Genomic DNA, 19,692 nt, shown 5'->3' on the forward strand with positions numbered 1-19,692 from the left:
AATTGTGAATAGCTTTCTTACAGGTATGCTAAAACAAGAAATTAATTTTGTATTGTGGAACTTAAGCCGTAAAAAACTGCAGGTACAATAACGCACCTGCACAGGCGGTCATAATTGCAAATGCAGCGAAGCCCAGGATATTTTCTGAACGGGTGTTTACATTGTCGCCCATAATTTTTTTATTGTTGGAAATATGCAGGATAATGGCAATGAGCACAGGAGCGGTAATGCCGTAAAGGATGGCGGTGTAAATAAGTGCTTTTATCGGTGATATGCCAATATAATTAAGCGATAAACCAAGTATAAGTGAAATAGCGATGATGACATAAAAGGCTTTTGCTTCATGAAATTTTTTATCGAGCCCTTCCGTCCAGCCAAATGTTTCGGTGATGATGTAGGAAATAGAACCACTTAATACAGGTATAGCGATAAGACCCGTACCGATAACACCAATGGAAAAAAGCAGGTAGGCTAAATTTCCGGCGAGTGGTTTTAATGCACTGGCGGCTTGTTCAACCGTATCGATCTGGTGAACACCTTCTTTAAACAAAACAGTGCCGGTGGTAAGGATAATGAAATACATCACAAGTCCTGAAAACGTCATGCCCGTATCAACATCTTTATTGATGCTATGCACGAGTTTTTTATCAACAACTAAATGTTTGCGTTTGTGATTCATTTCTTCCACTTCAACCGAAGCCTGCCAGAAAAATAAATAAGGCGAAATAGTTGTACCGAGAATGCCAACAAGCAGTGCAATAAAATCTTTATCGAATTTAATGACGGGAATAAAAGTGGCTTTAAAAATTTCACCGATATCCTGCCTGTATAAAAACGGAACAATAAAATACACCAGCATTACAATGCAGAGATATTTTAACACAGCCGCAATTTTTTTATAAGGCAGGTAAATGATAAGTCCGAGCAATATCACTGTAAACAGCACACTAAAATACGTGGCATCAATAACAGGAAACAACAGGTTGCCCACAGCACCCATGCCCGCAATATCAGCACCAATATTCATTACAATAGCAGGGAAGCTGAACAACAGCATAAGATAAAGCACCGGCTTTGGATAGTGTTTTTTTAAGGTGCCAGTTAAACCCTGCGATGTAACTACGCCGATGCGTGCACACATTTGCTGAATGATAGCCATCAGCGGAAATGCAACAATGGAAGTCCATAGTGTGGATAAACCATAAGCTGCACCTGCCTGCGAATAAGTTGCAATGCCCGAAGGATCATCATCACTTGCACCGGTAACTAAACCGGGGCCAAGTTTTTTCCAGAATTTTATCAGTTTGTTTGAAGAGCCGGTTTTATGCTTCATGCGGGTAAAAGTTGCGGGTATATGGCATAAGGTACAACAAGAACATGTAGCTGTAACTGATCTTATTCATGTAAATTCCTTATTGTTATTGGAATAAAAGGAGGGAACAGTTTACCTGAACTGGATCTTACAATTTTATTGACCTGTCTCTTGCAACAACTTTCCAGGTGGCGATTGCTTCATTGTTTTCAACCACCACTGCTTTTTCATACAATGCAACAGTTGGACAAATATGAACAGGTACTCCGTACAACACATTACCTACTTGAAATGCTTTGCTGTCGGCAACTTTTAACACTAAGTGTTCTTCACTTTGTGAAAAGGGTGTTGCATCGGGGGTATTTAAAAAATGAACACGTGGAAATGGATTTTCTGCGGCTACAGATTTATGCCCAAGATCGGTGGTGATGGTTTGTTCATCAACAATGGAGATCACTCTTGTAATCACGAGCGCAGCATATTCAAAAGGCTCATCGGGTACCTGGTGTTTGTATCCCCAATCCCAATAAACAAATGTGCCGGGACTGCATTCAACATTTCGTTTGAGATGTGTTGGAAAAGTAGGTGAGCCACCGGCAACAATGGTAACAGGTTGTTTCAGATCTGTTTCAATTTTATTTGCAAGCACAAGCACTTCATCAAAAGCTGTATTGCTCTTTTGCTGACGTTGAACAGGATCAGTATCTCTTAAATGTCCATCGTATGCGTGCAAGCCTTTGAACTGAATGCCGGGCAGGTCGAGCAATTGTTCAGCTAATGTAAATGCATCAGCAGGTTTAATACCACTTCGGTTCATACCAGTATTTAGATCAATAAATACATTGATGGTTTTGTTATCGGCTGTAAAAAGTTGAGACAAAGCAGTTGCCGTAGTAATATTATCGGTTAAACAGCTGAATATTGTTTGTGGATATTGCTGTGTTAATATTAATAAACGTTCTGCTTTGGGCCCAACAGGTTGATAGGCCAGCAGCACATCTTTTGCATGTAGCATGGCCAGCATTTCAGCCTCGGCAATGGTAGCACATTTGAATTTGCTGATACCAGCTTTCATCATCATTGCACATACTTCCGAGGTCTTGTTGGTTTTCACATGCGGCCGTAGCAAATTCACATCTTTAATCATGTTCACTGCATGCGCAATGTTTTGCTGTATACGTTCTTTATAAAGCACCAAGGCTGGTGAATCGATTGTGTTGATATTGTTTATCTCGTACCAATGCATATAAAAGAATTGAGTCGTTTAAAACTACTTGATTGCTGGAAATCAGCCAAACAGGCCATAGATAAAACTCCGCTGCGGGGCAGGAGTGTGCTACCATTACATTACATCAAGTAACAGAAGCGTTTGGTCAAACAAATTAGAACAGGGCCAAAAGCTTTCCCAGTTTTGTACTGTCATTTATCTACCTCATTTTTTAAATTGAATAGTTATGAAAGCAAAACATTTTTTAGCAGTTGTGTTCATGGTTGCATCCAGTTCATTTATTTATTCATTCGTGAAACCCGCAGCCGGCGGTGAAGGTTTCCAGATCTATGTTGATGATAAACTAATACTGCAACAGTTTAACCAGGAGATGAAAGAGCTCAAGAATATTCAGCTGACAGCAGCCAATAGCAAAAGCGAAATGAAAGTGAAATATTATCATTGTGGTATGGCGGGCAAAAGCCGTATTCTTGAACTAAAAAACTCCGATCAAAAAACAGTGAAGCGCTGGCAGTTTGATAATAGCGAGGGAAAAGATTTTTCTGTTACTGTGCCTGTAAAAGAAATTCTCGATTCCCAGGAGAAATTGGGTAACGGTACTATCTACCTTTATTACAGTTCAAAAGAAACACCACAAGGTCGTTTGCTGGCAGGTATTGTGCATGGGAATAAAAATTCAGTTACAAGTAAGTAAATAGATTGGATGAAATGAAAGAGGGGAGCGTCATGTTCGCCTCTTTTTTATTATATCACTTCCCATACATATTCAAGATAGCTTTCAAATCATCAAGCGTATTTATCTCATCGGGCTTTTTATCTTTTCGCCAGCGGCTCATTCTCGGGAAGCGTAGTGCTACACCGCTTTTATGTCGTTTGCTTGCAGCGATGCCTTCAAACGCAATTTCAAAAACAAGTTCAGGCTTCACCGTTCGTACCGGGCCAAACTTTTCCAGTGAATTTCTTTTTACAAAATTATCTACCTCCGCAAATTCTTTGTCGGTTAATCCTGAATAAGCTCTTGTAAAAGGAACCAATTGATCACCATCTTTTACAGCAAAGGTATAAGCCGTGTATAAGTTACTTCTTCGTCCTGCTCCCTTTTGTGCATAGATCATTACACAATCAATTGTCAATGCATCTATCTTCCATTTCCACCAGTCGCCTCTTTTTCTTCCTACCTGGTAAATGGAATTTTTTCTTTTGAGCATCACACCTTCGCTATTCATTTCACGTGAATTATTCCTGAGCGCTGCAAGCTCTTCCCATGTTGAAAAATTTATGATGGGAGAAAGCTGAATTGCTTTGTGATTGATGTTTTGTACAATCTCTTCCATTTTCGATCGTCTTTCTTCCAGCGACTTTTCCCGCCAGTCTTCGTAATTATATTCGAGCAGATCATAAACAAAAAAACTAATTGGCGCTTCGGTCAATTGTTTCTTCGTAATATTTTTTCTGCCGATCCTCGTTTGCAACACAGCAAATGGCAAGGGCTTGCCATCCTGTGCGGGAATGATCTCTCCATCCAAAACAATTCCATCAGGCAGCAAATCATTTAAAATAAAATACTCTGGAAATTTTTCTGTCATCAGTTCTTCGCCACGGCTCCACACAAATAATTTGTTATCACGTTTTATCATTTGTCCACGAATACCATCCCATTTCCATTCGGCCTGCCATTCAACAGGATTACCGAGTGTTGCCGGCTCATCTTCCAATGCATAGGCGAGGTAGAAAGGGTAGGGCTTTGAATGATCCACATCCACAACTTCCGTATTCAGCATATTTGCAAACGAAGTGGTGGAAGGATCCCAGTTGCCACTGATGCGATGTGCAATAACAGATGAAGAAAGTGCTACGATCTTTGTAAGTGCATTCACCATAAGACCTTGCGAAACACCAATCCTGAAACTGCCTGTAATGAGTTTATTAAAAACAAATCGCTCTGCATGATTCATTTGTTTCCAGCTCTCCAGGATAAATCGTTTTTTAACCGACTCATCTTCTTTTTCTATCTCGATAAATTTTTCTAAATAATACGACAGGCTTTCTCCTTTACTGGTTTTATTTTCAGCTTCGGGTAACAGCAATGCAATTGTTTCAGCGAGATCGCCAACGGTGCTGTAACTTTCAACAAACAACCATGATGGAATTTTTGCAAGTTCAATACACCAACCTGAAAGCAGGGTAGTGCTTACAATACGTCTTGGTCTTCTCCCCGAAAAGATAGCGATCACCCACACTTTATCTTTATCTTCTGCAGTGGTAAAATATTCAGCCAGTGCTTCAATCTTATCATTTGTTTTTGTGGAGCCGCTCACCTTAAACACCAATGCAGCAAACATAGCAAGACCATCGCTTTGCAATGCCACACTTTCTTCATCTATTATTTGCTTTTCACTCATGGCTTTTAGGTGTTTCGTTTTCTTCTTCTTTTCCTGCATCTTCATCTTCTGTTCCGTATTCTGTTTTTACTTCTGCGGCGATTGCAATGCCTTCTTCATTTAAATAACGACTGAAGCTTGCCTGGAAGCCATGTGTTACAAAAACTCTTTCTGCTCCTGTTGCTTTTACGGTTTGTAATAACCCTTGCCAATCGGCATGATCGCTTAGTGCAAAGCCTGCATCTGCATTTCTCCTTCTTGCATTTCCTCTTACCTGCATCCATCCGCTGCAAACGCCAACTGAGTAGGGTGTAAACTTTTTCATCCATGTTGTTCCATCTGCACTGGGTGGGGCAATCACCACCGCACCTTTCAACAGTTCCTTTGGCGTTTCAGGTGTTATTCTTACAACAGGAGGTAGCTTGAATCCATGATCGATCAACGTTTGTTGTGTATTAAAGATGGCACCATGCGCATAAATAGTTTCTGTAGTATCTTTTATGTGTTGTAACACTCTTTGCGCCTTACCAAGACTATAGGCCAGCAGCACGCTTGTTTTCCCGTTTTCTTTATTGCGAACGATCCAGTTGATCATGTTCTCAAAAATTTCCTGCTGAGGTTTCCATTTGTAGATCGGTAAACCAAATGTTGATTCGGTAATAAAGCTGTTGCATTTCAGCACTTCCAGTTTTCCGCTAATGCCGTCGTCTTCCGTTTTATAATCTCCGCTTACTACCCACACTTCTCCATTGTATTCCACCCGCACCTGCGATGAGCCAATGATGTGCCCTGCGGGATGAAGTGAAACTTTTACTCCGTCCATCGTTACCGTTTCTCCCCACTCAATACTTTCGTAATGATGATCGCCGAGGCGTAGCTGTAATATTATTTTTGTGTGATGATGGCAGAGATAATATTTGCTGCCAAATCGTGCATGATCGCTGTGGGCATGTGTTATCACGGCCTTGTCCACAGGCTTCCAGGGATCAATATAAAAATTGCCCTGTTTACAAAACAATCCCTTATCGGTAAATTGAATGAGGTTCATCATTGATTAACTACAACAATCGTACAATTAAAATTGTGGAGAGATTGTAATTACAGATAACAACTCTTGGGATGAAAATGTTCTGTGATGTAAAAGGAGAAAGAAAAATGATTCATTAAGGTGGACCACTGCGCAGATGACGATTTATTCAAAACTTAGTTGCTTCAGATATTTCGCTGCAAATACTTCAGGTTTCTTTTCGTCAAAACGATCATAAACGCCGCCATCTCTTTTCCAAAGTTCTTCCAATGCCTCAAAGTTTTTGTTAACCACCATGTCTTAATCGGGATTATTAGTTAATCTGGCAATTACCAGTCGGGTGACATGAAAAAAAGAAATCGGAATGATTTTGCCTGTACTGTCGATCCAAAAATCATCAGCTGTGTTCATCAGTTTGTCCAATTCTTCCAGGCTCGAATACTTTGCACAAAACGGAACAAAGGCCTCTTTGTAAAAAGATTTGATTTCTTCAATCACAGACAATAGACCGTTTTCTGTGTCAAAATAATTATAACCCCCACCTGGATCGTAAGGATCGAATAACCGACCGGAATTAATGCCCGTTATGGATGGTTTTATCTCGTACTTGGCTCTTGAAAGAGGAACATGTGCATCGATCTGCTTTAAAATTTTAACCACGCTCTCAATACCAAAGCTGAACCCGTAAATAAGTTTATACTCATTGTACTTTTCCGTGAAGCAATAGAAATTATAAAAATACTTGCCATCATCCATTACAAATTCAGCAACCATTTCGCCTTTTGCCGCAAGCATTTTATAATTCAATGGAAATAAGAAACTATTCATTTCCGATTTGACAATTTTTCTGATGGTAGGTTTATCGATCATATATGTTAATGGCAGGTAACACTAAAATATAGGTCACTCCCCATAAAACCAAAATTCATGTGTATGATTATCAGTTTTTCAAACCTTGATAAATGGGCATGAATAATGGGCACTAATGATCCGCAAAGAGTGAACACTTGCGCCAGAAAGAAGTTTTGTCAATTGCAAAGAGCAGATTTGACATTGTTTGTATTATAAGCTTTTAATGCTTTATACTCTTTTGAATTTTCATTGAATTCGCAAGAAGAACAGGAAATTACCTTTTGATTTTCCATTTGCTTTATAGTTCGGTCATTATGTACATATGTTCTGTATTCTGTTTTTGTTACCGGGCAGTTAGCACATCCACCTGTAGTAGTGTTGTAAATAAAAATAAGCTTGTCATCTTTAAAATAGTATTCCGATGTTGACGATCCATCGCCAATAAATCCCCAGTCTATTGCTATCTTAACTACTTTTTCTTTGTCAGTGAAATAGGTGGCTGTGGCATCTGTATCGCAGAAGAATTTATACTTTTTAGCCGTCAAACTCGTCGAGTTAATTTTCGTGAACTCTTCCCGAATGTCGAGAACTTTTTGTTCACTTGTATGTGTCGTGGTGTCAACCGGATCAGCCGATTTTATTGAAGTATCGCTGCCAATTTGGTTTTCTTTTAAACCTGGTTCTTTTTGTTTTGCTTCATTTTGATCACATGACAAAAGAATTAATGAAACGGCAAACGATAAAATGATATGTCGCATAAATAGGTTAGTTATTCCAGTAGTTGAGCAAACAAAAGTACTAAAATGGATAACCTATCGCCAGGTTAAACACCAGGTTTTGTTTGCGCCAATCTCTGTCTTTGAAATCTACCTGGTTAATAACGTATGGTGGTATTACCCATGGCTTGCGGATAGGAAAGCCTACATCAAATCTTATCACAAACAAGGTAATATCTAAACGCAAACCTACACCCACATCAACTGCCATCTGGCTTAAGAATTTACCACTGAATTGTGAGCCTGGTTTTTTCGTACGTGTTGAATCATTTACGAGCCATATATTACCTGCATCAATAAATAGAGCGCCATATAAAGGCCCGGTAATATGTGGACGATATTCTGAATTCAATTCCAGTTTTATATCACCTGTTTGGTCGGGAATAATTTGCGTTGCACTCACAGGAAAATAAGTACCCGGCCCAACAGAACGACTTCTGAAACCACGCAGACTATTATTTCCACCAACAAAGAATTGTTTTACATACGGCACCTGTGTTGAATTGCCATAAGGAATACCAATACCAATGTCAACACGATTTACCCATGTTGATTTCAAACCAACTTTCAGGTAATGTCTTACATCGGCACCAATTTGAAAGTATTGTGCAAAAGGAACAGTGCCAAACCGTACAGTATCGCCACGCTTCACATTTGCTCCCGTGATAAGTCCGGCAATGTTACCCGATAGATCAGCAGTACCCATAAAGTAAATGGCTGATTTCGGCTGCACGTTATTGGCAAGTTGGTTATATAAAAACTGGTAACGGCTTCCTAAAATAAACTGCGGTTCAATGGCTCTTTCCAAACCGGGGATGCTTGCCTGCAATACTTTGTATTCTTCAGTAACATTCAATGGCTCTGCATAAGTGATAGCAATTGGAAAAAACTCTTGTACTTTCTGTAAACTTTTCTTCCAGCTAAAACCATATTCAAGACGATAGGAGTTGAGCGTATATAATTTTTGCCGGTCAAGTATATCATAACCTAACTTAAAGTTGGTGCGTGGGGCATAAGGGCCCGTATGTTTTATCTTGATAAAAGGCATCGAAAAACGTGGCACCACGTAAGCAATTTCGCCACCAACACGGTACGTGTTATATCCTTTTAATGCACCACTAAACTGCACATCGCTGCCAACATACCCCGTTAATTGTAATTGCGATCCATTACCACGAATATTTCGATTGAAATAGTTGAAGTTTACCTGCGAGCCATTCAGATTATTGGAGCGACTGATCAGTGCAACTTCAGCCTTTAACGATTGTTTGGGCTGCGGCGTGAGATAGTAATACGCATCGAGCCTGGGCGTATCAAGACCGGGCACTGGTTCAAACCTGTTCTTTACAAATTTGAAAAGATTAAGATTGATCAACCGGTTTAATGTTTGGTTATGATCCGTGCGGTTATATATTTCACCGGGTTGAAACTGCATGGTTTCTTCAAAAAGAAATGGCTGGTATTTTTTACGACGATCAACAATATAATATCCTTTGTAATATTCACCCATTGTTTTGAGTGTATCCACACGATCGGCATTTAACCTGTAACCGGTGTAGATGTACACGTTGTTAATTTTGTAAATCTCCCGTGCCACATCAGGAGTTTCATTTTTCACCACCACAAACATGTTCACCTGGTTGTTGCCAATGGTACTATCGGTACGAACCAACAAATGATCGGGACTGAAGAAATAAAATCCTTTTTCTTTTAATGATGCATCAATGCGTTGCCGTTCTGCTTTTATTACATCTATGTCAAATGGCTCACCTTGTTTTAATAAAGTAGTAGGTGCCGTTAATGCAATTGTGCGTGAAAGATCGCTGCTGTCGGTTGGGAATTGCACCTGGTTGATCTTGTATTGCACACCTGTAGCAGCACGATAAGCGGCCTTCACCGTTTTTCTTCTTACAATGGTATCGCCGGTAACTTTTCCCTTGAACCATCCTTTGTTCACTAAATAATTTTCCAATGATTTCGTGTTGGCAATAAGATCTAACTGGCTGGCCAAAACCGGGGGCTCACCGTATTTATCACGTATGTTTTTAAACAATCCTCTTTTTGAATTGCGAAACATATTGTAGATAGAAAGTTTGGGACGCATTCCAAGAATGCTGCTGTTTGCTTTGGGCTTTGTTAATCCTTCTAAACTTTTTTTGAGTGATTTTTTTTGACGTGATGTAAGCGAGGGGCCCTCTACCGTTATATCGGCCCCGATATATAATTTTTCATTGTCGGGCAAGTGACGTGTACCCCGGCAGGCCATCAAATAAATGATGAAACAGGTTGTAACAAGAAATAAAGAAAACCGGTTTGTCATAATCTGTTTGTGTTTTGAGGAGGGTTTGGCATTCGTGTTCTTTTCCTGCGCAATAATTGCATAAAGCGATCGTAGTCGACAGAAAAAATAAAGCTCACACCTGTTTCAACAATATATCCATCAACAATACCCTGGTATTCATTCTGCCTGTAAAATCGTATCATATAACGTCCATCCTGGCTGAGCTGATAATCAACAGCAACGTTGCCTGCAATATTATTGCCTTGTTGATTTGTGTTTTGCGGACCTTCTAACTGGAAGTTACTGCCCACGCTTATTTTTAAACGGTTACTCAATAGCCGCTTACTTAATCCAACGTTCAGATCTGTTCTTGCCTGGCGACTACCGGTTGTATAATCATCAATTGACACAACATCGAAGTTGATATCAACACCACTCACTAATCCGGCAGCAAGCTGGTTCAATTGTTCTGTAAGTAGCTTGCTTACACTTTGACGTGCATAGGAATTAAAGCTAAACGAATTGCCTTCTGACTCAAATGGATTTTCTGCAACAAAACGATTTAAAAGCAATAAGGAAAATACTTGTTTGTTAATCTCGCCTTCATCTTGCCGGATAACATCTAAACGTGATTGCACCGCAGTAACAATATCATTTGATACACCATAGTTTTTCTCGGGTAAATTAATGTCGAAAGCAATGGTGGGTTTCAACAACTCACCCGTAAGATCAAGGTGTACTTCAAACGGAAGTCGTTGCAAATAAATATTCCGGTTAACATCAGAAGGGAGTTGTGAAGAAACAAGATCGAGTGGGGCAGTGTTGGCTACATAAATTGCTTTAATATCCATTTGCCCTGTTGTTGGTTCGCCCTGCCAAACAATATTACTTCCTGGTTGAATTTCGAAACGACGACGTAGGAAATTAAATGATAGTTCGTAAGCACCTCTGTCCAATACATAATTACCGGTCAAGGTTATTTTACCACTGGGGTCAATGCCTGCACTTAATAATGCTTCTCCCTGCACATTCAACAGATCTCCGTTGGCTTCATCAATCACCACGTTAAACATGGCCTCTTTTTTCACTTCAATGGTAGCTGCTACATCAAAACCAATTAGTCCGCTCCTATTAAGTGAGTCATAAGGCGCCAAAAACAGCGAATCATTTTCAGGCGCATCCATATCTACAAATTCCACAATGCCATTTCGTTGAGCAACGCCCACATCTTTTTGCGGCACAACAAAAGTTAAACTGGTTCCGTCGTTAACGGTAATGCTTCCGTCCACTCTTGGTTCAGCTTCGGTTCCTTCCACAATAATATCTGTAGTTATAGTCAGCTTGCCGTAATAAATCTTTCCGGGGCCTTTAACGGTGTTCAATACCTGGAAATTGGTTGCTCTTACCTGCAAGGCTAATTCATAATTAATAAAATTGTCGGTGTACGCTCGTCCTGTTACTGTAAGATTATTACCTGCAGAATCCTGCATGGTGAAGTTTCGGAAGACCAATGCATTGTTTGAAATCGATACTTTCTGATCGGCAATACGAAAACGGGTGCCAAGTATCGTTGGGACAAAACTTGCGTTGTTGAATGATGCATCACCCGTTATAGCCGGATCAGTAAGATCGCCTTTAATATTAATTGTTCCACTGATGGCACCTGATGCATCAGTTAACACCTGCGCCATGGCTCCTTTCAGTGATGCCAATTGCAATTGCCGGATGTTTGCTGTAAGGTCGGCGTTAATATCGTTTTTTGTTGGTGTAAAATAACCGGTGATTGTTACATCGTTGCCACGGCCGGTGAGGGTTGCAGTTGTATTATGACGATTGTTAGGTCCTTCTGTAACCTTTATGTCTACATTGCCAATGGTATCTTTTTGCATACTCAGATCATTCACTTGTAGGTTACCCGTGAAGGAAGGGATTTGCATGATATTGCTCACAACAAGATTTCCATTTAGCAAACCATCGACAGGTATCGAATCATTTTTGATAAATCCTGTAATTGTAGCTAAACGAAATTGTGAGAAGCGTACATCTAATGATCCTGCATTTACGTCGGCATTTTTAATACTCAGTTGCTGGTTGTCTTTTTGCAACACAAAATTGTTTGCTGTAATATTTTCTTTACTGAAGTTTATACGGTTGACCGCTGCCACTGTCCAAACTTCATAATTCAACAACAGGTTATCCTGGTTAAGACTAATGCTGTAGTTACCACCGGGACTTGATGTTAACAATCCACCTAGCCGGTATTTTGTTCTTCCGCTGCGATCATCGGTGGAAGCTATAAAGCGAAGATTATTATTCAAAGCAATACCGTCAACCTTTGTATTATAAAGTACCATGGTTTTACCGCTCTTGATCATGGCACTGCTGGCATTAATTTGTAAACCACTATCGGCGGTAACTGCTTTTACATTTAACTGGCTGAATTCATTTCCCTGGAAAACCAACGATGGAATTTGCGCTGTTGCATTGAGACCTGCACCGGTAACAAAACTTCCTTCTGCTGTAATATTATCAAACGAAGTAAGACCCGGAATAAAAGAATTAAAAACAGGCGAGTAGTTTACTGCAAGATTAAATTTAAAATTATATGCGCCGGGTTTTGGAATTACACGGGCAGATGGGCCTAGCGAAAAATAAGGTTGTATGCTGCCCATAATAATATTCCCTAATTCATTCAACCGGTATTGACCACTTATATCTGCATTAGCAATATCACTTCTTAAGGAAATATAATTTACTGAATCACGGCTGCCGGTTTTAATTTGTATACTATCAAGCGGCAACCGGTCGGGGCCACTTACAAATAAGCCTTTCGTGATAACCAGGTCCGCATCTACATTGTTTGCTGTTATGTTAGCAATGGTTCCATCAACTTTACCACGAACGATCAACGGCCCTTTGGTTAAATTCAGTTCCTGCATTTTCACACTATCAACCATTCCGTTTATTTGATAAACTGAATTGGCCGATAATCCGCCCTTTATTGCGAGGTTCACATCTGCATTAGGATCATTTACATCTGCAATAACATCAAAGGCGGCATTGGCAATTGACCCATCGAGTTTAATATTTCGATAGCGGTATTGATTAATGCCGATAGAATTAACATCGGCAGTGAATACAGCGTTTGTATTTTCAGGAGTAGTGCCCGAACCTTTTACATAAAAATTGCCGGTTACTGTTCCAAACTGTTGGGGTTGTTTTAATAGATAACCAAGATTCAAGGCATTGGTGCGAACCCTTGCGTTATAACTCAAACGTGTGGGATCTGTAAGATTATTAAAGCGTCCGTTAACCGTTGCGGCACCCGCTGAAGTACTGACGTTGAGATTTGTTTGAATAGCACCTGCATTTCCCGACAGCGTACCACTAACATCAAACTCTTCCGGAATATTGATTTGATCTGTTGACAAACGTTTGCCCGTGAACAAACTGATGTCGGTTTGATTGCTGTGCAGTTTTCGAATGGTAAAATTGCCACCGGCAAGTTTTGGATTTGTAAGACCGGTTAATGTACCATTTGCATCGATCTGCGTATTGGATAATCCGCTGAAACGAAAATTGTTTACGAGTAATCGATCGAGTGTTCCGCTGCCGTTTAGATCAATTCGCCAGGTAGCATTAGGGTTTGCAAATGCTTTTTCCCTTCGCAACGCTGGTACAAAGTAGAGGATGTCTTTCACCTTTACATAGCTCTCATCAATATCTGCAGAAATAACAGTTCGTTCAAAGTGTTTTGCGAAGTCGTCTTTTGAAGCATATTTAAAATATGCAGCTTTCTTTATTTCGCTGCCTGGTGTTTTTATAAGCAGGTTATCAACATACGCTTCGTTATTTGAATAGAGTAGAGTTCCTTTTATTTCTTCTAAAACAAAACCACTTTTCTCTGTGAACGAACCATTGGTAATTGTTCCGCCAATTGAATCGTTGTTAAAGACAAGGTCATTAATACCAACGGTAAGATCGTTGGTGAGCATATGCGCAAAATCAATTCCGTAACCTTGTGGTGCCTGGGTATTATCGTCGAACTGGAAACCGTTTTTGTTGAGAATAATTTTTCCTGCACGTATATCCCAGCCTGCTTGTTGTTGTGCTACAATTTCCTGTTCCACTTCCTGTGCAAGTACTACTGCTTGTTCTTTTTTGTCGATGCGAATAACCACAGATGAATTAGAAAAATCAAATGCAGAAAAATAGAGCTTCCGATTTTGCATATCGATCAATTCCGGTTTTGTTTGCAGGTTGCCTACAACTAAATGAGCGTGAATAGCAGCTACATCATTATCGTAACGGAAGTTTACATTCTTAAGATCGATATTGCCCAAGGCGAGATGCAGCGGAGTTACTTCAGCTGCATCTGCAATGTCTTTGGCCAAAGGTTCAGGTGCTGCAATTGGTTTAAACTGTTTGATGATGACCTGGATATTTTCGCCATCAATAAGCGGTATATTAAAATCATTTTTGTACAGATCCTTTGAGTGCAAAGCTGTTTCTAACTCACCGGCATGAATAAACATATTGCTACCGGCCACTGCATCGTTGTATTTGATTTTTACATTTGAAAGGCGAATCTTATCAAGGTCAGCGAGAAGAACTGCAGTTGAATCGGTTGTCTTTGTTTTTTTTCCGGTAAAAGCGTCGAGAATAAATTGAAAATTGAAGCCGGAATCTTTGGCCTCACGGTAAACAGCACCCGAAATATCAATGAGTTCAAGACTTTTTACCTGCACCTGGTTCTTCAATAATTTCAAGTAGCTTAAACTGGTTTTTATCATTCCCCCGCTTAGCAAGGTATCTTTTCGGCGATCTTCAATATAAACGTCTTTAAGCGACATGTTGCCTGCGAGGTCAAATGAAATTCTTCCTATTTCAACTTTTGTCGCCAGTTTCTTTTCCAGGTAGTTCTCAACTTTTGTTGTGATCATTCGTTGAGCCGGTGGGGTAAGTACAAACAGAAATGCCGCCACAAGTAGCAGCAATAGCGTTACTATAGATTTCAGAATTATCCGGGCTGCCCGGGACTTTCCTGATCGTTTTGTTTCTGTTTGAGACATAAAGGGGGATAGTTTAATGGGAATTGCAAATACCAAGCCTATTGTTTTAATTTAATTTTTATTGCCATTTTTTTCTAAACCAACTAGAAAGGGGAAATTTTTTCCCAATCCCTGTAATTATTCTCAAAATGAAAGGTCAGTGAAACTCTTACTGGCAATGCTGTTGCAACGCTAATTTTCTTTGGCATTATTTTTAGTTAATCTCTTTCAGGGATTTTCCCGTTAAGAGAAATTTTATTTAGCCTAAAATATTTTCTATGTCTGCTCTCAGGTTGTTCATCAGCACTGTTATTTTTTCTTCAGCATTAATTGCTTGTGAAGAACCGTCAAAAAAAAAAAGACACCCGTAATTGCTTCTTCCCGGTATGATCTTCAAAACCCTGTCGTCATTACTTTACCCGATGCATTGTCCGAAATTTCAGGCATCGTATTTTATCCCAAAGACAGTTCTCTTTTTGCTATTAAGGATGAAGCAGGAATTCTCTATAAAATATTTCTTACAAAAGAAAATGTGATCTCTCACTGGCGATTCGATAAGAAAAGAGATTTCGAAGACCTGGTGATGCTGGACAGCATTTTTTATGTGTTGGTGAGCAATGGTGATATTGAAACCATCCAGTTTGGTAAAGACAATGCTGTTACCACCAGTCTTATAACGTTTCCTGATGAGTACAAATCAAAGAGTGAATTTGAATCGATGTATTACGACGACAGTTTAAAACAGTTGATCCTTGTATGTAAAGACTGTAATAAAAATGCAGAAGATTCTGTGGCCGTATGGGGTTACAGCCTGGAAACAAAAAAATATACTTCCATGTCATCAGTGATTAATATATCACCAGTAACTGATCCCAAAGATGCGAAACTGATTAAGTTAAGGCCTTCAGCAGCCGCCATTAACCCGGTAACAAATGAGTTGTATATAGTGAATTCGATAAACAAATTATTGGTGATCACCGACCGCAATGGTAAACTTATTGCAACCCATGAACTTGACCCCGACTTATACCTTCAGCCTGAGGGTATTGCTTTTACTCCATGGGGCGACCTCATTATTACAAATGAATTTGTTGATAACGTATCTGCTAATGTTTTAGTCATAAAGAATAAAAAGAAAGGTTTATGAAAACGATCGCTATCGTATTGTTGAGTATAACGGCTTTGCAAATGACCCTTCGTGCTCAGGATAGTGTGCAGGCGAAGGTTATTTTAATTGGTGGAGGCAAACATGCCGGAGGCATTCAACCAATAATGAATGCAGTGAAAAAGAACATAGCGATTGATAAAAACACCACCATCATTTATTTAGGTAATAATTTATTTAAAGGAGGGCTGCCGGATAATTCTTCATCAACTTATGAAATTGCAAAAGAGCCACTTGATTCGCAAATACAAATAGGTGCAAATACAGAAGCAAAGGTCTTTTTTATTCCCGGTAATAATGAATGGGACATGGGTGGAGCTGATGGGTATGATGCTGTTTTAAGACTTCAATCTTTCATAGATGCTGCAGGATATAAAAATGTAAAACTGTTGCCGGGCGAAGGTTGCCCTGGTCCGTATGAAGTAAAATTGTCGGATGATGCCGTGTTGGTGGTCATGGACAGCCAATGGTGGTTACAGGAAGGCGATAAGCCGGGAGTGGAATCAGATTGTCCTTATAAAACACAGTTTGATATACTGACGGAGTTAGATGATATTCTTGCCGATAACAGGAATAAAGTTGTGTTGCTTGCATTGCATCACACATTCAGAAGCACCAGTGCACAGGCTGCCTATTTCCGGTTGAAGCAACATATATTTCCATTGACCGATCTGCGGCCCAATCTTTATCTTCCTTTGCCGGTTGCGGGTACATTATACCCCATTACAAAATCTGTTTTTAGTGCAAAGCAGGATCTGCGTCATCCATTGTATCAACGCATGATCACATCTATTGAATCAGTAGTTAAAAATTATCCTTATGTAATTTATGTTGGAGGACATGATCCTTCTTTACAAATCATAAAAGATAGTGGCTATAACTATATCACCAGTGGCGGCGGTCATAAAAATTCAAGAGTGTCAAAAGGAAGCAAAAGCTTATATGCTTCATCCGAAACAGGGTTTGTTACAGTTGAAGTGTCAAACAAAAAAAAGGTGCAGGCGAATGTTTTTGTGGTTGATGGCGATGTAGCAAAAAAAGATTTCTCCCAACAAATACTTGACTTTTCAAAACCGGTTACACTTGAGGCTGATATTACAAGAGATGTTGAATATAAATTTAAAGACAGTGTGGTACTATCGGCCAGTGAGGAATATAAAACGTCGTCGGGTTTTAGAAGATGGTTTATAGGGAATAATTACCGTAAGGAATGGAGCACACCTTTCGCAATGAGGGAGTTTAACGTACAAAAAGAGAGAGGAGGTTTTAAGATACAAGGTACCGGAGGCGGTAAGCAAACAAAATCGCTTCAGTTACTGGATAAAGATAGCTTAGAGTGGGTGATCAGGTCAATTGAAAAAGATTTGAACAAGGGTATGCCACAACATTTTAAAAATTCGTTGGCTGCAGAAATTGCGCAGGATGTTCTTTCTGCAAGTCATCCGCATGGGCCATTGGTAGTTCCGCCACTCGCAAGAGCTGTTGATATTCCCACATCGGAATATGAATTTATGTATGTGCCTGATGATCCTGCACTGGGTCGTTACAGGAAATTGTTTGCCAATACGGTAGTGATGCTTGAAAACCGAAACCCCGGCGCAGGCACAAAAGAAGTGAAGAGTACACCGAAGCTCATCAACAAAATGCTGGAAGATGATGGCAATTATGTTGACCAGGAAAAAGTATTGAATGCAAGATTGTTTGATATTCTTATTGGTGATTTCGACCGGCATGCCGATCAATGGAAATGGTTAGAGACTGATACAGGGAAGGGGAAACTTTATATTCCTATTCCAAGAGACAGGGATCAAACTTTTTTTAATTCAGATGGATTCCTGGTAAAGAAATTATCAAAGCGTTTACTTCCATCATTGCAAGGTTTTAAACCTGTCATTAAAAATGTAAACGGATTTAATTTCCAGTCGAGAGAAGTTGACCGCATTTTTCTGCATCAACTTGAAGAAGAGGATTGGAAAAGGGTTGCCGCAAACTTCACGGTGAAGATGACGGATGAAGTGATCGATAGTGCGATGAAAAAATTTCCTGAACCCATTTATGCGCTGGATGCAAAAATTATATCCGATAAGTTAAAAAGCCGTCGAGATCATCTTATTACTGATGCACTGACGTTCTACCGCTTTCTTTCAAAAACTGTGACCATACCAGGTACCGGTAAATCAGAGTTTTTCCATGTTAAAAATCATCCCGAAGGTTTACAGGTTACTGTATATAAAATGAAGGATGGCAATGATACAACGGCAGTATTATACCAACGGGTTTTTCAAGACGATGTAACAAAAGAAATCAGGTTGTTTGGCTTAAATGGCGATGATAAGTTTGAGATAGATGACAATGTTAAATCAAAGATCAAACTACGTATCATTGGTGGTAAGGGTGATGATACATTTGACTTAAAAGGTAAAGTCAAAAATTATGTGTACGATCTCTCAACGGAAGACAATAAGATCATCAATTTAAAAAGAACAAACAGGGAGTTTTCAACTGATCCTGCAATCAACGAATACAAAGGGCCGGCATTCAAATACAACATGAAAAAGTTTCCGCAGATTGATATTGGTATCAATCCGGAAGATGGCTTGTTACTTGGTGCAGGTTTTACTATAAAAACACATGGCTTTAGAAAAGAGCCTTTCGCTACCGAACAAAAACTCGTTACCCTGTTTGCACCTACAAGAGGTTCATACAAGTTGCGCTATACAGGAATTTTTAACCAGGTATTGTTTAAGAATGATCTGTTGCTCCGTGCCGAACTGGTAAATCCAACTATTGGAAACTTTTTTGGACTTGGTAATGAAACAGTTTTTGATAAGGACAAGGGATTAAATTTTCATCGTGTGCGTTACCGCTTTTTTGAAGCTGACCTGTTGATGCGTAAACGCTTCAATGAAAGTGTTTCCTTCTCTATTGGTCCAACTTATTACCAGTATTGGAGCAAGTATAAAGATAACAGCAAGCGAATTCTTGCTAATCCCGCAGTAATTGGCACAGACTCTGCAAGTATATATGGAGTAAAGGAATACCTCGGAGCCAAGGCTCGTTTCGATATTCATTTTGTGAATAATGAAGTTTTTCCCACCCGTGGTATTACATGGCTAACCGATTTTACTACACTGTACGGATTTAGAAAAAGCAGTCATAACCTCAGCAAGCTATCCTCTGATGTAACGGTTTATGCTGCTTTAAGAGATCCTGGACGCTTAGGTGCCATCTTTCGTTTTGGTGGCGGGCATATTTTCAGCAAGGAGTATGAATATTTCCAGGCTTTAAACCTTGGTGCGCATAATTTTTTAAGAGGTTATCGTAAAAACAGGTTCTCCGGTTCGTCCATGGCTTATGCAAGTAGTGAATTGAGATTAAAATTATTTAAATCGAAATCATTTGTACTTCCTGGCGATGTTGGTTTGATGGGCTTTTATGAAACAGGAAGAGTATGGCATAAAGGAGAAGATTCAAGACGTTGGCATCCGGGTTATGGTGGTGGATTGTATTTCGTGCCTTATGGAATATTTATGATGTCGTTCACGGTTGCTTTTTCGCCTGAAGAAAATATGTTGTACAATTTTTCACTGGGCACAAAAATTAAACTGGTTTTTTAATG

At 39.6% G+C, this 19,692-nt stretch carries 12 protein-coding genes; 3 read left to right on the forward strand and 9 right to left on the reverse strand.

Going from position 1 to position 19,692, the window contains the following annotated elements:
* Positions 1 to 61 precede the first annotated feature (61 nt).
* Both ACO1QW_RS14740 and ACO1QW_RS14745 read right to left on the reverse strand, forming a co-directional pair.
* Positions 62 to 1,333: an NRAMP family divalent metal transporter gene (locus ACO1QW_RS14740; protein WP_486259791.1), complete on the reverse strand. Its 1,272-nt coding sequence runs from the start codon at positions 1,331 to 1,333 to the stop codon at positions 62 to 64.
* A gap of 127 nt (positions 1,334 to 1,460) precedes the next feature.
* Positions 1,461 to 2,558 (reverse strand): D-TA family PLP-dependent enzyme, encoded by a 1,098-nt coding sequence (locus ACO1QW_RS14745; protein WP_486259793.1) that lies wholly within the window; start codon positions 2,556 to 2,558, stop codon positions 1,461 to 1,463.
* A gap of 208 nt (positions 2,559 to 2,766) precedes the next feature.
* Between ACO1QW_RS14745 and ACO1QW_RS14750 the strand changes: the two genes are divergently transcribed.
* The gene (locus ACO1QW_RS14750; protein ID WP_486259795.1) at positions 2,767 to 3,234 is read left to right on the forward strand and encodes a hypothetical protein; all 468 of its coding nucleotides are present in this window, start codon (positions 2,767 to 2,769) and stop codon (positions 3,232 to 3,234) included.
* A gap of 55 nt (positions 3,235 to 3,289) precedes the next feature.
* Here ACO1QW_RS14750 and ACO1QW_RS14755 read toward each other — a convergent pair whose 3' ends face one another.
* The 7 genes from ACO1QW_RS14755 to ACO1QW_RS14785 form a co-directional block, all read right to left on the reverse strand.
* Positions 3,290 to 4,942: an ATP-dependent DNA ligase gene (locus ACO1QW_RS14755; protein WP_486259797.1), complete on the reverse strand. Its 1,653-nt coding sequence runs from the start codon at positions 4,940 to 4,942 to the stop codon at positions 3,290 to 3,292.
* Complete coding sequence (locus ACO1QW_RS14760; protein WP_486259798.1) at positions 4,935 to 5,972, reverse strand: ligase-associated DNA damage response exonuclease; 1,038 nt, start codon at positions 5,970 to 5,972, stop codon at positions 4,935 to 4,937. Before ACO1QW_RS14760 ends, ACO1QW_RS14755 begins: the two co-directional genes overlap by 8 nt.
* Positions 5,973 to 6,113: 141 nt before the next feature.
* Positions 6,114 to 6,245: a hypothetical protein gene (locus tag ACO1QW_RS14765; RefSeq protein ID WP_486259800.1), complete on the reverse strand. Its 132-nt coding sequence runs from the start codon at positions 6,243 to 6,245 to the stop codon at positions 6,114 to 6,116.
* A gap of 3 nt (positions 6,246 to 6,248) precedes the next feature.
* On the reverse strand, positions 6,249 to 6,776 hold the full coding sequence (locus tag ACO1QW_RS14770; protein WP_486259802.1) for a hypothetical protein: 528 nt from the start codon (positions 6,774 to 6,776) through the stop codon (positions 6,249 to 6,251).
* A gap of 200 nt (positions 6,777 to 6,976) precedes the next feature.
* Positions 6,977 to 7,558, reverse strand: coding sequence for a hypothetical protein (locus tag ACO1QW_RS14775; protein ID WP_486259804.1), 582 nt, complete (start codon positions 7,556 to 7,558; stop codon positions 6,977 to 6,979).
* A 40-nt stretch (positions 7,559 to 7,598) separates the two neighbouring features.
* Positions 7,599 to 9,896 (reverse strand): translocation and assembly module lipoprotein TamL, encoded by a 2,298-nt coding sequence (gene tamL / locus ACO1QW_RS14780; RefSeq protein WP_486259805.1) that lies wholly within the window; start codon positions 9,894 to 9,896, stop codon positions 7,599 to 7,601.
* Positions 9,893 to 14,929 carry a translocation/assembly module TamB domain-containing protein gene (locus tag ACO1QW_RS14785; protein WP_486259807.1) on the reverse strand — a complete coding sequence of 1,679 codons (5,037 nt, stop codon included), beginning with the start codon at positions 14,927 to 14,929 and terminating at the stop codon, positions 9,893 to 9,895. Before ACO1QW_RS14785 ends, tamL begins: the two co-directional genes overlap by 4 nt.
* 406 nt (positions 14,930 to 15,335) lie before the next feature.
* Between ACO1QW_RS14785 and ACO1QW_RS14790 the strand changes: the two genes are divergently transcribed.
* Both ACO1QW_RS14790 and ACO1QW_RS14795 read left to right on the forward strand, forming a co-directional pair.
* Positions 15,336 to 16,055 (forward strand): hypothetical protein, encoded by a 720-nt coding sequence (locus ACO1QW_RS14790; protein WP_486259809.1) that lies wholly within the window; start codon positions 15,336 to 15,338, stop codon positions 16,053 to 16,055.
* Positions 16,052 to 19,690, forward strand: a complete 3,639-nt coding sequence (locus tag ACO1QW_RS14795) for a BamA/TamA family outer membrane protein (RefSeq protein WP_486259811.1) — start codon at positions 16,052 to 16,054, stop codon at positions 19,688 to 19,690. Before ACO1QW_RS14790 ends, ACO1QW_RS14795 begins: the two co-directional genes overlap by 4 nt.
* Positions 19,691 to 19,692 lie beyond the last annotated feature (2 nt).

This window comes from Lacibacter sp., assembly GCF_057361365.1.